The sequence below is a fragment of the Arthrobacter sp. CP30 genome (assembly GCF_053470025.1).
This window is the reverse complement of the sequence record NZ_JBQEMM010000002.1, coordinates 1-14,500: the sequence shown is the minus strand read 5'-3', so window position 1 is coordinate 14,500 and position 14,500 is coordinate 1. Positions and strand designations below refer to the sequence as shown.

The following is a 14,500-nucleotide window of genomic DNA, read 5'->3' as shown; positions in this document are numbered from 1 at the left end:
GCAAGACAGCCAATGCGGTCGACACGTCGACGAAGAAGACGGCCAGGGGCGGAAGCGTGATGGAGACGATGGACGACTCCTCGCCTCTCGGCCGGGAGCTGGCGAACGAGGTGAAGCGTCGGGAGAAGCTGCTGGGCAAGGAACTTCCCAAGCCGCGGAGTACCCGCATCATGACCATCAGCAACCAGAAGGGTGGGGTCGGCAAGACGACGACGACGGTCAACATCGCTGCCGCGCTGGCCACCGCGGGGTTGCAGGTTCTCGTGATCGACATCGACCCTCAGGGCAACGCCTCCACTGCACTCAACATCGACCACCACGCTGAAGTGGATTCCATCTACGACGTTCTCATCGACGACGTCCCGCTCGGTGACGTGGTGGCGCCCTGCCCCGATGTTCCCAACCTCATCTGTGCGCCGGCGACGATCCACCTTGCTGGGGCTGAGATCGAACTGGTGTCCCTGGTCGCAAGGGAGCAACGCCTCCGCCGTGCCATCGACGTCTACGCGAAGGAACGGGAGGAGAAGGGTCAGCCGCGGCTGGATTTCGTGTTCATCGACTGTCCCCCCAGTCTCGGCCTTCTCACCGTCAATGCTTTCGTCGCGGCGAAGGAGGTGCTCATCCCCATCCAGTGCGAGTACTACGCGCTCGAAGGGCTGAGCCAGCTCCTGAAGAACATCGAGATGATCCAGAAGCATCTCAACGCGGATCTCGCCGTCTCGACCATCCTCCTGACCATGTACGACGGGAGAACGAACCTCGCGGCCCAGGTGGCGGCTGAGGTGAGGGAGCATTTCCCCGAGCAGGTGCTGAAGGCTGTGGTACCCCGCTCGGTGCGGATCTCCGAAGCCCCCAGCTACCAGCAGACCGTCATGACCTACGATCCGTCCTCGAGTGGGGCGCTGTCCTATCAGGAAGCTGCCGCGGAAATAGCCTCGCGTTCATAGGAGTTGTGGGTCCGGGTGATCCGAACCCCTGAACAGTACTGGTGGGCATGGGTCCACACCCGGAAGGAATGACATGGTTGAGAAACGGCGCGGATTGGGTCGAGGACTGGGTGCTCTGATTCCGAGTGCACCCGCTGAGGAGGAGCCAGAGGTTCTGCCTGCAGTGGAGCCGGTCGGCGCGTCCCGTGACGTCCCTCAGACGGACAGCAGTGATCGCAAGCAGGGTAGCCGGCCTGTCGATCTGTTCTTCGAACGCGTGACCGAGGAAGACGTGGCAGAGCAGCCACGTTCGTATTCCTCCGCGCTGCGCAGCGGGATCAACAAGAATGTCCAAGATGCGCAAACGAAGCGCGTTGGTAAGACGTCCCGTAAAGCTGCGTCCGGTGGAGCGAAGAGGTCATCTACGTCAGAGGCGGGAGACGACGCCGCATCGGCCGCGGCCCCCGGGCAATCGATGTCAACGCCGGCTGAGCCCCGGGAACAGGGCGATGTCTCGGAGCGGGATGCCCCCGATGAAACGGACACGACGATATCCCAGGTCACGGGACATGCGCACGACGACCAGCGGTCGGCGCAGGCGGCCACACCAAGCGCTGGCCGGGAAGAGGGATCGGTTCCCGGCGGTCGCGCCGCAGCTGCCACCCCTGTTCCACGTGAAACGACCGGTAGCGGTCGGTCCGCCGGTTCCGTCAGCGCCGATGTCGTGGCTGGGGCTGATGTGGGTGCGGGTCTGGTCGAGGTACCTGGCGCGACCTTCGCGGACCTGCCGCTGGACGCGATCCACCCGAACCGCAAGCAGCCCCGCGTCGAGTTCAACGAGGACGAGCTCTCGGAACTGGTTCACTCGATCCGCGAAATCGGCGTTCTGCAGCCGATCGTCGTCAGGCCGTCGCAGGAGCCAGGAGAACCCCGGTACGAACTGGTGATGGGTGAGCGTCGGTGGCGAGCTTCGCGTGAAGCCGGTGTGGACACGATCCCCGCCATCATCCGTGTCACTCTCGACGACGACCTCCTGCGGGATGCTCTTCTGGAGAACCTTCATCGGAGCGCGTTGAATCCACTGGAAGAGGCAGCGGCGTACCAGCAGCTTCTCGATGATTTCGGGTGCTCGCATGACGAACTCGCAGGACGTCTGGGACGGTCCCGTCCTCAGATCTCCAACACACTGCGGCTGATGAAGCTCCCTCCGCTCGTCCAACGTCGGGTGGCTGCCGGAGTTCTTTCAGCAGGTCACGCCCGTGCACTGCTTGGCCTTGCAGATCCTGCCGATATGGAGAAGCTGGCTCAGAGAATCGTTGCCGAAGGGTTGTCTGTTCGGTCCACCGAGGAGATCGTTGCCCTCAGTGGCGGTTTGAGGCGCGCTTCGAAGCCTTCCATGCCGAAGGATAGCGCTCGTCACGAACGGCTCGACTACCTGGCAACCTCCCTCGCTGATCGGTTGGACACCAGTGTGAAGATCACGTTGGGCGCCAAGAAGGGCCGCGTCAGCATCGAGTTCGCGAGTGTAGATGACCTGAACAGGATTATCGGTGTTCTCGCCCCGGCTCCTGAGTAGGCATTGGTCGCCCGCCCTGAGTCGCAGGTTCGATGATCTGCGCGGCGCAATCACGGGCGCTCGAGGTCCTCGATAGCGGTGCGCGGTGTTTCACGTGAAACGCCGTCGCCGGAGAACCGTTACCGATCATCGGGGGGCGGATCTTTGGGTAGGCGGTGGTTCTTTCGCTGGAGAATCCGCACCGGGCTTCAGCCCGTGCGCTGTGGATTCGTTCTGCTTGATACGGCGAGTGCAGAAGTGAGCTGACCAGGTGCTGCTCGGCATTCGCCGTTGTCTGGGCTCCTCACAAGCTGCTCGCACCGGGGCGGCTGCTGAGATTCCGCGCAGTATGAAATAGGAGAACAGTCATGCGGAGGAAGAGGCTCCAGACCTCGTGCTCCCGGTCGGCAGACGGCTCGCCCCGCCGTTCAGGCTGTGGTACAGCCTGATTGTCGCCTCAACCCTGGTCACCTGTACAGCCGAGGACACGCATCATGCAGGTCTGCAGGTACTACCCGACGGAGTTAGCCGGGTGTGTTCCTCGTTTCACGTGGAACATAAGGAGCTTTATCGTGCGATCGTAGAAATGTTCCTTCGACCGACCGGGCTTCTCCAGCCCTATCAGTCCGCAGGTCTCATACACCTTTCGGCGCCAAGAGGATTTCGTGCTGACAGCCCTGGTCAGGAAGCGTCGGGTCGTGTGGGGTGCCGCTCAGAAGGTCACCACGCCGGGCTGAGGCAGGGACCATCTCCGTCTGTCGGCCATACACTGCGCCATGCCTACGGCGGAAGAGCCCGCTGGAAGGGCTCACGGTCGACCCCCGCTGGCATCTTGAAGACCTGGAGGGGAGCCGAGCCCCATTTGGCGCGATCGTCCTGCTATGAGGCCACATCACTGCTGTGTTTCACGTGAAACGAGGAGCATAAGTAGTTACAACGAGCTTACTCGGCTCCAAGTCAGCTCACTATCGGGTATTCGGGGCGTTCACCTATCTGTGGTCAGCGATCCGCATACCGTCGGATGCCGGCGCAGTCGGGCAGCTCCGGCCGCCGAAGCCCGATCCATGTCCGATTCTGCGGCCTATTCGTCACCGAAGCTGGCGCCGGCGCTTCGGAAGCTGCGCTCCAGCCATTGCAGGATGACACAGTCGATTGAAGTGGGCCAAAGGTCCGCAGCTCTTCGTCCTCTGGGAGCGGAGCAACGGCCCCGAGTCGGCTTGATCAGGATGGTTGCTCTTGCGCTGGAGGCGCGACCGCGGCAGCTGCGGCCTGCATGGTCTCTCACGTGACACGGAGGCGCTTCTGCTGACGTCCTTGGGGACTTCGCCTCCTTGAATTGTCTTCTATGGCCCCCCGGTTTCACGTGAAACGACGGCCGAAAGCCGAGAGTCGAACTGTCGACGAACAGGGCCGGTGGAACTCATCCGACTGATGATGTGGCCACACACCGTTGCGGGGGTCTTGGTGCGTGGTGCAGCAGTCGTTTTTCATCGCCAATTCAGCAGACTGCGCTCACTTTCCTTTGGTCGATGCGTCGAGTGGTCGGTCGCGCCGCCGTGCGATCCGTGCGAAGGGTTCCAATGATGGGGCACGGCGCGCGTGGATGGCTCGTGCAAGTTCGAGAGTTCGAGAGTTCGAGAGTTCGAGAGTTCGAGAGTTCGAGAGTTCGAGAGTCCGAGCGTTCGTAGGTCCGGGAGTCTGGGAGTTCGCAGGGTGGCGAGTTTGCGAGAGGGTGACAGGTCGAGAGTCTGAGACGGCGATAGGGTGACAGCGCGGGAGAACCAGGGGGTGAGATAGCGAGCCGGCGAGAGGATGACGGGGCGAGAAAACGAGGGGGCGGGAAGCCGAAATGGTCAGACCGCGACACCGTGAGATCGAGAAACCGAAGTTCGCAGGGCTTCGCTGCCGGCCAACCGGTCGAGAGCGGCACCGCTTCGGCGGAGGACGGCGCCTCGTGGTCAACAAGACCACGGGAGCTGTCGTCAGGGAAGACACGACGCAGATCGGCTGCCCTCGGGCGTTTCTGTTCCACGTGAAACGTACACGCTGATTGGTGGTTCCGAGCTAGGTTCGACTGCGCGGAGTCGCGGTATGCAGTGGTGGGAGTAGTCCGGATTTCTTGTGGAGCGGTGCGACGCTACCAGTGCACTTCCCTGTAGTGAGAGTGCGGTCGGGGACGAGAACGTCCTGTCTACAGCTGGAATAGCGTGGACTCTCCCCTGTGAAGGCCGTCCTCATACCCGGGTGAAAACAAAAAGAGTTGTCAAGTGCCCAACTACCTCCTCATGTTCTCCTCCCGAGTGACTGTCCTATGCGTTCCACGTGAAACATTGACAGCTGTGTTGAGTTCGAGGCGATCAGGAGGTGGGAAAGAAGTGCGATGTCCGGCCCTTACGTGGTGAAGCCTCCCAGGGCAGAAGAATCTTGAAGCATTACCGCCGACGAACCTCTGTCCAGGTCGTGACAGGGACCCGTATCGACGTGGCTCAGCGATCGCCGTATTGGGCCCATGAGGCTGCAATCGGCGTAGGGCACTGACGTGTGCGAGACAGTGATACCGCCCGTTTCTCCCGGGTTCGCATCGGGTCATGAGCCGAGTTCCTCCGTACGCAGGGTCTTCAACGTGCTGGAAGTTTCGTGCGGGAGGATCAGTCACGCTCGGACCGGACAGTCCGACGAAGGATCATGGCCGGGGTATTACGAGGGTGAAATGGACTATGAAACGCTGCGCTGGGAGAGCCGAAAGTCGCCACGAGTCGGCATGGATGCCTAGCCCTCCTGATCGCCACCCCTCCCCGATTTCCCCACTCCTCGCGTGCTCGGGGACGGTTTCTTGTCACCACGTGCGGCGTGGCGTGAACGACGTGGACGATCGAGGGTCGGGGCAGGTGACGGCGTACCAGGGCGGTCCTGCTAGATGAGGGTGGACGGTATGTCTCGAGAGCCATCCGTGACGCCTCTTGTCTTCCGCAGCATGAAAAAGGGACCCGCCTGTCGGCGGGTCCCTCGGTACTTCAGGCCATCAGTTGATGAAGGCCGCGAACTCCTGCTCGAGGACCTGCTTCGGCTTGGCGCCGATGGAAGTCGCCGCGACCTCGCCTCCCTTGAAGACGTACACGGCGGGGATCGAGGTGATTCCGTACTTCGCAGCGATGGCGGGGTTGTCGTCGACATTCACCTTGACGACATCGATCTTCTCAGCGTGCTCGGCGGCGATGTCGTCGAGGATGGGCGACAGCATGCGGCACGGGCCGCACCATTCTGCCCAGAAATCCACGATGACGGGCTTGCTCGCCTGCAGGACGTCGGCGTCGAATGACGCGTCAGTCACATCCTTTGCGTTGCTCATTGCATTACTCCTTGTGATTGATCGATCAGAGGGAAACGTTCTCGGACACGGCCTCTGCAGGCGGCGTGGGTACGCGCGCCGCTGTCTGGGACGCGCTCACGGTGTCTGCCAGATAGTGCTCGACGTCGAGAGCGGCCACGCATCCGCTGCCGGATGCGGTGATTGCCTGGCGATACGTCGGGTCGATGACATCGCCGGCGGCGAAGACGCCGGGGACCGAGGTCTTCGACGTCCGGCCCTGGACCGCGATGGTGCCCTCGACCGTCAACTCGAGCTGGTCTTTCACCAGATCGACACGAGGATCGTTACCAATAGCAACGAAGACACCGGTCACGTCGATATCGCTCGTCGTACCATCGACGACGTTCGCCAGTTTCAGTCCGGTGACCTTGTCGGATCCATGGATGCCGACGACCTCGGAGTTCCACAGGAAGGAGATCTTCTCGTGGGCGAAGGCGCGGTCCTGCATGATCTTCGACGCGCGGAGGGTGTCGCGGCGGTGGACCACCGTCACGGACCGCGCGAACTTGGTGAGGAAGAGCGCCTCCTCCATGGCTGAATCACCGCCGCCAACGACGGCGATGTCCTGGTCACGGAAGAAGAAGCCGTCGCATGTGGCACACCAGCTGACACCGTGACCGGACAGGCGCTTCTCGTCGTCCAGGCCGATCTCGCGGTATTCGGATCCGGTGGAGATGATCACCGAGCGGGCCAGGAACTCCTCGCCGGTGGCGATGGTGAGCTTCTTGACGTCTCCGGAGAGTTCGGCCTTCACGACGTCCTCGTAGAGGATCTCGGTGCCGAATCGGCGGGCCTGCTTCTCGAACTGCTCCATGAGGTCCGGGCCCATGACACCCTCCGGGAACCCGGGGAAGTTCTCCACATCGGTGGTGTTCATCAGTTCACCGCCGGCCTTGACGGAGCTGGCGATCATCACGGGCTTCAGGTTCGCACGCGCCGTGTAGACGGCCGCCGTGTATCCGGACGGTCCTGACCCGACGATGATGACGTCGTGGATCTTCTGCTCGCCTTCGGTGCTGTGAGCGGTGGGCGTGTCCAACTGGACCTCGGTGTGGGTTGTCACGTTCTCGAAAGACCTTTCTGTCTTCTCCATCGCTGATACGGCCGGTCCGGTCACATCTGCGGACACTTCCCTCAACGGAACCACACATACGCTTATTCCGTCGACGACGCCGGCCGATGCTCGACGTCGGTTCCCTGTCGGGAGCGGTTGGTCCGGTGCTCGCCGCGGTCAGCTGACCCGGATCTCGGCGATCCTGAGGCCGAACGGATACTGGGCCTGGATGTTCGACAGGCGCGGCAGCTGGGTGAAGTTCACGATGACGAATTGTCCGGTGGGTGGTCCGTCTGCTCCGGAGGGGATGGGCAGCGACACGGTAGGGGACGTGAATCCGCCCTGGGCGATCTGCTCCGCTCCCTCGAGCGTCGGCTGATCATTGACGAGCACGGAGAAACTCCCGCCCGCTCCGTTGAGCTGCTCGATGGTCACCTGGGAGATGGTCGACTCCTCCTCGAGCTGGACGACCAGTGCCAGATTGGTCGCCAGTCCGCCGAAGCTGTCGCTCGCGTACACCTGATTGCCCCAGAAGGTCGCCGGGTTGCCGTCGATGATCGACGGCAGGGTGACATCATTGGCCGCGTCGAGTCCCGGGTTGTCGGGCACCACACGGGTGATGCCGGTGATGACGGGAGTGACGGGAGCTTGGGTGGGTTCGGCGGTGGCAGTCTCTGCCGGGGCCGGCGCTGTGGCGTCCTCCGTAGCGGGAGCGGCGCTGGAGCGCTCCGTCGCGGGGTCGGCGACGGGGTTGCCGTTGAAGATGGATCCGAGCTGCGTCGCCGCGAGGACCACCGCCACGACGAGGACCACGGTCAGCACGACGCCCACGAGGACCCGGGTGAACCTGCGGCCGTTGCTGTCCTCGTCGTCGTACTCGTCCCGACCGGTGTCGTCGTACCCGTCGCTCCCGTCGCTCCCGTCGCTCCCGTCGCGCCCGTCCCTGTCGTCCCTGTCGTCCCTGTCGTCCCTGGCATCCCTGTCGCCCGAGAGCGGGAAGAGGGAAGCCGCGCGGGCTGACGACGACGGCGACGAGGAGGCCGCGGCCGTTCCGGCTGCCAGGCCTGCCGCTCCCGCTCCGGCACCTGCTCCTCCGACGCCCGATGGGTGGTCTGCGTCCTCGGATCGCCGGTGCGGCTCGTCGACGGAGGATCCTCCCGGGCGGCGGTTCGGCGGCGGCGGGACGCGGTGGGAGGACGGTCGGTGGTCGGGTGCCGGCTCCGCGTCGACGGGCGGAAGGTCCGAGGTGTCGTCCTGCCGGGATTCTTCCGCGCCGTGGCGTGCGAAGCGTTCGCGGAGACCCGAGAGACGTGGCCTTCGCTGGTGCCGGGAGTCGTGGTCGTCCTCGTGGTCGTCGTCGTAGGACTCGGGTTCGGTGGATCGCGGGCCACCGAAGATCTCCGAGCCGAGGGTGTCCGTGAAGAACGGCTCCACGAAGGGCTGGTCCTCCCGCGGGGGATCCTGCTGGACGATCAGGTCCAGCATGTCCGCTGCCGGGGTGCGGTTGGTGACGAGGTAGGTGCCGGCGTCCGTGATGCCGAGATCGAGGACCTGGATGGCACTGTTCCTGTCACCGGTGGCCAGGTCGCGAGCGCTGGCCGCCACCTGCGAGGCGTTGCCGGAGGAGGCGACGAGAATACTGACGGGCCGGTTGAGGACCTGATCGACGCCGTCGAGCACGAGATCCTTCTCAGCAGATGCCAGGACGTAGGCGGTCACCTTGTACCGGCCGCCCAGCACTGAACCGACGTCTACTGCTTCTGGCACGTGTTCCTCCCGCGAGCATGGCTGATTTTTACCCATGCTACCGGTCAGCCCGGCGTTTTCCGGGCGGCTGGGTCAGGCGCCGCTCCGGCGGAAACGCGCGAGGAGAGGGCCTGCGAATTCGTCGAGTTCGCGGACCCGGAGCAGTTTCAGCATGCCCAGGTACACCACTCCCATCAGCACACCGCCGATCGCGAGCACCAGCAGGGCGTTCAGCTTCGACTGCCAGAGGAAGCCGTCGGCGTCGTAGCCGCCGAACGCCCAGCACAGCGCCGTACCGGCGACTGCGGCGACGATCCCGGCGACGGCCAGGCGGACATGGACGTCGAAGACGTGCCCGGCACCGTAGCGGCCGATGGACCGCGTGAGGAAGGTATGACTCACGGCGACCGCGATGACGTTGCCCAGCGAGTAGGCGACGGCCAGCATGGGGACAATCAGCCGTGGGTCGAACATGCCGGCGACGAGGGCCAGCACCACCCCGACGACAGAGAGGACCAGCTGGATCTTCAGGGGAGTCTTCACGTCCTCGCCGGCGTAGAAGACCCGGGTGAGGAAGAAATTGGCGCTGAGGAACGGTGCCCCGATCGCAAGGATCGCGATGATGACACCGTTCAGGGCGGCGCTCTCGGCGGACTCGCTGAAGAGGACGCCGAGGGGTCCCGCGAAGGCCAGCAGTGCGGCCGACCCGAACACCGTCGCGACGCCGATGATCCGCAGCCCCTGGGACAGGGTCGCGCGGACCGCGGGGAGGTTGCCGTCCGCGTGTGCGGAGGACAGCTGGTTGAACATGACCGTGGCCAGGGACAGGGCGATGACCGCGTGCGGCAGCTGGTACACCATGGAGCCGAACTCGAGGTTGGTCAGACCGGCGATCTCGACGGGTGGATCCTGCGCGAGCAGGGCAGGGCGGGCATCGGTGGCGATCGTGGCGACGCGCTGGTTGACGAGGTAGAGGCCGTTGCCGATCAGCATCGTGACGATCGTGACGGAAGCGAGCCTGCCGGTGCGGCCGAGCCCCGTTCCGCGCAGGCCGAACTTCGGCCGCAGCCCGAGACCGAGCCGCTTGAGGGGGATGAACAGCACGAGGGCCTGGATGACGATACCGAGGGTGGTGCCGCCGGCGAGCAGCAGGGTCTGCGTCGACGTCCAGGTGTCGGGACTGTGCCGCTCTGCCTGCTCGCTCCCCATCAGGAGGATGAAGACCACCAGGAAGGCGATCGACACGATGTTGTTGACCACCGGCGCCCACATGTACGGACCGAAGGATCCGTTCGCGTTGAGGATCTGCCCCGTCACCGCGTACATGCCGTAGAAGAAGATCTGCGGCAGGCACCAGAACGCGAAGGTGGTGGCGAGGGCGAGCTTCTCACCCGTGAAGCTCGTGGTGACCCCGACGATGACGGGGGCCGCGAGGGTCGCGACGACGGCGAGGACCAGGAGCGCCATGGCCGCGAGGGTCAGGAGCCGGCTGACGTAGTCCGCGCCGCGGTCTGGTTGGCGGCTGGCCCTGATGATCTGCGGGACCAGGACGGCGTTGAACACGCCGCCGGCGAGCATGAGGTAGAGGAAGTTCGGGAGGTTGTTGGCCGAGGTGAACAGGTCCGAGACCTGGCCCGAGGCGCCGATGGCCGTCGCGAGCAGTGCCACCCGGACGAGACCGAGGATCCGGGAGACGAGCGTCCCGGCGGCCATGATGGCGCTCGACCGGGCGGTCGAGCCGCTGCGGGGGGCGGACGGATCGTCGCGGACAGGCTCTCCGGCGTCCTGGAGGGGGATCGAGGCGGTGTTCGTGTCAGACATCGCTTCCCATCGTCTCACCCCAGGGCACGACGACTGCGCGGCGGGTCGCCAGGGAGCGGCAGTATGGGCGCGGCTGACTCAGAGGTGTTCGGGAAGGACTTCGCGGGCGAGGTCGGCGATGCGGCGCTCGTTGGGGAAGGACAGCCGGCGGCCCAGCTCCTGCAGCGGTACCCAGGCGACGTCGACGGCCTCGTGGTCCGGATCGTTCTCGATCGTCAGGTACCCGCCGGTCGCGATGAGGAGGTAGTGGTGCACCGTCTTGTGCACGCGGTGACCGCTGACGGTGAACCAGTAGTCGATGCTCCCGAGCGCCGAGACGATCCTGCCCTCGATGCCGGTCTCCTCGGCGATCTCGCGGACCGCCGCTTCCTCGTTGTTCTCCACACCTTCCGGGTGGCCCTTCGGCAGGCACCATTCGAGCCGTCCACCGCGGTTGAGCCGGGCGATGATGGCGACGTCGAGGGTCTCCCTGGAGGCGTCGATGACGATCCCGCCGGCCGAGACCTCCTCCACCGTGGGGAGCTGGTGCTGCACGGCAGGCATACCCGTGGTTCCCATTGACACTGTCAACGGGGTGCGCTTCGGAGCACTCGGAACGGGCCGGTCCATACCGACCACTCTAACGATCTTTAAGCGGAGGCGATGACGGCGCAGCCCGGTGCGAAGCCGCCGGCGAGCCCGGGCCGCAGCTGTCGCGGACCCGCCCACGGTGTGGGAAACCGCGCCCCATCTGGCACCCTTAGGGGACTATGGCGCACCTGCTGGACACCTCGACACTCACCGCACCGCTTCCTCCCGTTGTCCTCGAGATCGGCGAGCTCTTCGACGCTGCGGGTCACGAACTCTCCCTCGTGGGCGGGCCCGTGCGGGACCTCTTCCTCGGCCGCGTGTCACCGGACCTCGACTTCACCACGGACGCCGACCCCGACCGCACCATCGCCCTCATCAGGCGTTGGGCGGACGCCTACTGGGAGATCGGCCGCGCCTTCGGCACCATCGGTCTCCGCAAGGACGGCTTCCAGATCGAGATCACCACCTATCGCGCCGAGGCCTATGATCCGGCGTCGCGCAATCCCACCGTCGCCTTCGGCACGAGCCTGGACGAGGACCTCGTGCGGCGTGACTTCACGATCAACGCGATGGCCCTCCGCCTGCCGTCCCTGGAGCTCGTGGACCTCTTCGGCGGCGTCCGTGATCTCCATGCCGGGATCCTCCGGACACCCGGCGCGCCCTCGTCGTCGTTCTCCGACGACCCGCTGCGCATGATGCGCGCCGCGCGTTTCGTGTCTCAGCTGGGCGTCACCGTCGCACCCGACGTGGCCGAGGCGATGACCGCCATGGCGGAGCGCATCTCCATCATCTCGGCGGAGCGGGTCCGCGACGAGCTGGTGAAGCTGATCCGGGGGGCGGCACCGGACGAGGGGATCGACGTCATGGTGGGCACCGGCCTGGCGGACCATGTCCTCCCGGAGGTCTCGGCCCTGCGCCTCGAGACGGATGAGCACCACCGCCACAAGGACGTGTACCAGCACTCCCTCACGGTGCTGCGGCAGGCCTGCGAGCTGGAGACGGACGACGACGGACCGGTTCCCGCACCCGACGTCGTCCTGCGCCTCGCCGCGCTCCTGCACGACATCGGCAAGCCCGCCACCCGCAAGTTCGAGCCGGGCGGTGCGGTCAGCTTCCGTCATCACGACGCCGTGGGAGCGAAGCTGACGGGCAAGAGGCTCCGCGCGCTGCGGTTCGACAACGACACCATCAAGGCCGTGTCCCGTCTGGTCGAGCTGCACATGCGGTTCTACGGCTACGGAGAGGCCGGCTGGAGCGATTCCGCGGTGCGGCGCTACGTGAGCGACGCCGGCCCCCTGCTGGAGCGCCTCCACCGCCTGACGCGCTCCGACGTCACGACACGGAACCGGCGGAAGGCCGAGCGCCTGGCCTTCGCCTACGACGACCTCGAGACCCGGATCGCCGCGCTGGCCGAGCAGGAGGAGCTGGACGCCATCCGCCCCGACCTCGACGGCGGGCAGATCATGGATCTGCTCGGCATCCGGCCCGGACCCGTGGTGGGCCGCGCCTACCGGTTCCTGCTCGAGGAACGCATGGAGCACGGCCCCCACGACCCGGCCGCCGCCGAGACCAAGCTCCGCCGGTGGTGGAGCGAGCAGCCCGAATCCCAGGAGAGCACACCATGAAGCCCATGACAGGCGCAGCAGCACCGGATCTCACCCCGGCCGGGACGCCCCTGCCGAAGCTGTGGCTCCTCCGGCACGGCGAGACGGAATGGTCCCGGGACGGCCGCTACACCGGCCTGACGGATCTCCCGCTCACCGAGCACGGTGAGGAGCAGGCCCTGGCCGCGCGTGGGCATCTCGAGGGAGTCGACTTCGACCTCGTGGTCACGTCACCGCTCCAGCGCGCCACCCGCACGGCGGAGCTCGCCGGCTTCCCCGATGCCGAGATCCTTCCGTTCGCCCATGAGTGGGACTACGGCGACAACGAGGGCCGCAACAGCGCGACGGTCCGCGAGGAGAATCCGGGCTACCTCATCTGGGACGACGGCGTGCCGAACGGCGAGACGCTCGACCAGGTGTCCGAGCGCGCTGACCGCGTGATCGCCAGGATCCAGGCCGGTTGCGGTACTCCCGCCGACCGTGAGCCCGGGGCGAAGCCGATCGAGAACGCCCTGCTCGTGGCCCATGGGCACTTCCTGCGGATCGTCGCTGCACGGTGGCTGCAATTCGGAGCGATCGAGGGACGCCGCCTCGTCCTCGGCACCGCCGCCGTCTGCGCGCTCGGCTGGGACAAGCGCACGCCGGCGATCGTGCACTGGAACCTCTGACCCGCTGAACCTCCGCCACCGCCACCGCCACGGATCGGGAGGCGCTCGCCTCTGCCACCGCCGTCAGATCGACGGATCGCCGACGCCGCCGCCACGGATCGGGAGCCGTCGCCGTCGTGCACCGACGGGTGCTCAGCCCGCCGGGGTGCGCCGCACGAACCGGCGCAGCACCGCCTCCACCGGGCCGGTACCGAACCGCGCCAGGATGAGGTGGCTCGCGCCCAGCTGGAGTGCGTAGAGCCCGACGACGACCGCCGGCACCGCCGGAACGGGGATCCGGTCCGCCAGGCCGAAACCGTAGCCCGTGAAGACGAGGCACAGCATCACCGACTGCCCGAGGTAGTTGCTCAGCGACATGCGGCCCGCATCGGCCATCGCCCTGCCGAGCGCACGCCCCGGCCGGCTGCGGAGCAGGAGGAGGAAGGCCGCCGCGTATCCGATCGTCACCAGCGGCGAGGCCGCGACCGACAGGCCCGTGGCGAGCAGTGACAGCCCCTCGCCGCCCTGCCGGCCCAGATGGGCCTGCAGGGCAGAGACGGCCAGGCCCGGCGGCAGAGCCACCACGGCCACGCGCACGAGGACGCGGCGCGACGGTGGGTGCGGCCGCAGGACGCCCCGCTCCGCGAGGGCGGCACCCGCATGGAATGCGGCGAGGGCGAGGGGCCCCTGGAACAGGACGACGGACGGCAGGAGTGCACCGTACATGCCGGCGTTTGCGACGAAGGCCTCGCCGGGCGTGTCCGACGCGGTCCCCGGTCCGATGACGGCCGCCCCGCTTCCCGCAGGTCCGGCGGCCAGGACGAGGAGTGCCGATCCGATGATGAGCAGCGAGACCCCCGCGGTGATGGCGGCGGCAGTTCCCCACCTCGCTCTCGTCGTCATGGTGCGGGTGGCGAGCAGGAGCGTCCCCGCAAGCGCGTAGGTCACCAGGATGTCCCCGTAGAACAGGGTCAGACCGTGCAGGAACCCGAGGACGCCCAGGGCGGCGAGTCTCCGGCCGACCACCCGGACGGTGTGTGGCGCTGTCGAGTCCCGCTGCACCACGAAGCCGTAGCCGAAGAGCAGCGAGAACAGCAGGTAGACCTTGCCCTCGACGAACGTCGCGACGAGGAACCGCACCGCCTGGTCCGGGACCGGGCCTTCCGCCGGACCGCCCCGCGGGCCGGACGGGTCCGCGAAGAACCAG

The 14,500-nt window shown here is 66.1% G+C and carries 10 protein-coding genes; 4 read left to right on the top strand and 6 right to left on the bottom strand.

The features are described 5' to 3' along the window. Positions 1-59 precede the first annotated feature (59 nt). Together ACTIMO_RS03350 and ACTIMO_RS03345 are read left to right on the top strand one after the other, a co-directional pair. Complete coding sequence (locus ACTIMO_RS03350; RefSeq protein ID WP_448181696.1) at positions 60-947, top strand: ParA family protein; 888 nt, start codon at positions 60-62, stop codon at positions 945-947. 73 nt (positions 948-1,020) lie between these two features. Next, positions 1,021-2,502 (top strand): ParB/RepB/Spo0J family partition protein, encoded by a 1,482-nt coding sequence (locus ACTIMO_RS03345; protein WP_448181493.1) that lies wholly within the window; start codon positions 1,021-1,023, stop codon positions 2,500-2,502. A gap of 3,001 nt (positions 2,503-5,503) precedes the next feature. On the opposite strand, the gene trxA is transcribed toward ACTIMO_RS03345, so the two are convergent. The 5 genes from trxA to ACTIMO_RS03320 all read right to left on the bottom strand — a co-directional run bounded on the left by trxA (position 5,504) and on the right by ACTIMO_RS03320 (position 11,030). Next, positions 5,504-5,830 carry a thioredoxin gene (gene trxA / locus ACTIMO_RS03340; RefSeq protein ID WP_055766189.1) on the bottom strand — a complete coding sequence of 109 codons (327 nt, stop codon included), beginning with the start codon at positions 5,828-5,830 and terminating at the stop codon, positions 5,504-5,506. A gap of 25 nt (positions 5,831-5,855) precedes the next feature. Continuing rightward, positions 5,856-6,890, bottom strand: coding sequence for a thioredoxin-disulfide reductase (gene trxB, locus ACTIMO_RS03335; protein WP_448181695.1), 1,035 nt, complete (start codon positions 6,888-6,890; stop codon positions 5,856-5,858). Between the two features lie 192 nt (positions 6,891-7,082). After that, the gene (locus ACTIMO_RS03330; RefSeq protein WP_448181492.1) at positions 7,083-8,672 is read right to left on the bottom strand and encodes an ABC transporter substrate-binding protein; all 1,590 of its coding nucleotides are present in this window, start codon (positions 8,670-8,672) and stop codon (positions 7,083-7,085) included. Between the two features lie 72 nt (positions 8,673-8,744). After that, complete coding sequence (murJ, locus tag ACTIMO_RS03325) at positions 8,745-10,472, bottom strand: murein biosynthesis integral membrane protein MurJ (RefSeq protein ID WP_082471170.1); 1,728 nt, start codon at positions 10,470-10,472, stop codon at positions 8,745-8,747. A gap of 78 nt (positions 10,473-10,550) precedes the next feature. Beyond that, positions 10,551-11,030, bottom strand: coding sequence for an NUDIX hydrolase (locus ACTIMO_RS03320; RefSeq protein WP_055766198.1), 480 nt, complete (start codon positions 11,028-11,030; stop codon positions 10,551-10,553). A 191-nt stretch (positions 11,031-11,221) separates the two neighbouring features. On the opposite strand from ACTIMO_RS03320, the gene ACTIMO_RS03315 reads away from it, so the two are divergent. Continuing rightward, complete coding sequence (locus ACTIMO_RS03315) at positions 11,222-12,667, top strand: CCA tRNA nucleotidyltransferase (RefSeq protein ID WP_055766201.1); 1,446 nt, start codon at positions 11,222-11,224, stop codon at positions 12,665-12,667. After that, on the top strand, positions 12,664-13,314 hold the full coding sequence (locus tag ACTIMO_RS03310; protein ID WP_235498627.1) for a histidine phosphatase family protein: 651 nt from the start codon (positions 12,664-12,666) through the stop codon (positions 13,312-13,314). Before ACTIMO_RS03315 ends, ACTIMO_RS03310 begins: the two co-directional genes overlap by 4 nt. Positions 13,315-13,446: 132 nt before the next feature. On the opposite strand, the gene ACTIMO_RS03305 is transcribed toward ACTIMO_RS03310, so the two are convergent. Beyond that, positions 13,447-14,500, bottom strand: a 1,054-nt coding sequence (locus ACTIMO_RS03305; RefSeq protein WP_448181491.1) for a DUF418 domain-containing protein, incomplete at its 5' end; no start/stop codon positions are given.

What these genes read in the sequence shown, in the direction of transcription:
- ACTIMO_RS03350 (WP_448181696.1), top strand. Translation starts at nt 60, where the DNA reads ATGGAGACGATGGACGACTCCTCGCCTCTCGGCCGGGAGCTGGCGAAC.
- ACTIMO_RS03345 (WP_448181493.1), top strand. Translation starts at nt 1,021, where the DNA reads ATGGTTGAGAAACGGCGCGGATTGGGTCGAGGACTGGGTGCTCTGATT.
- trxA (WP_055766189.1), bottom strand. Translation starts at nt 5,830, where the DNA reads ATGAGCAACGCAAAGGATGTGACTGACGCGTCATTCGACGCCGACGTC.
- murJ (WP_082471170.1), bottom strand. Translation starts at nt 10,472, where the DNA reads ATGTCTGACACGAACACCGCCTCGATCCCCCTCCAGGACGCCGGAGAG.
- ACTIMO_RS03320 (WP_055766198.1), bottom strand. Translation starts at nt 11,030, where the DNA reads ATGGGAACCACGGGTATGCCTGCCGTGCAGCACCAGCTCCCCACGGTG.
- ACTIMO_RS03315 (WP_055766201.1), top strand. Translation starts at nt 11,222, where the DNA reads ATGGCGCACCTGCTGGACACCTCGACACTCACCGCACCGCTTCCTCCC.
- ACTIMO_RS03310 (WP_235498627.1), top strand. Translation starts at nt 12,664, where the DNA reads ATGAAGCCCATGACAGGCGCAGCAGCACCGGATCTCACCCCGGCCGGG.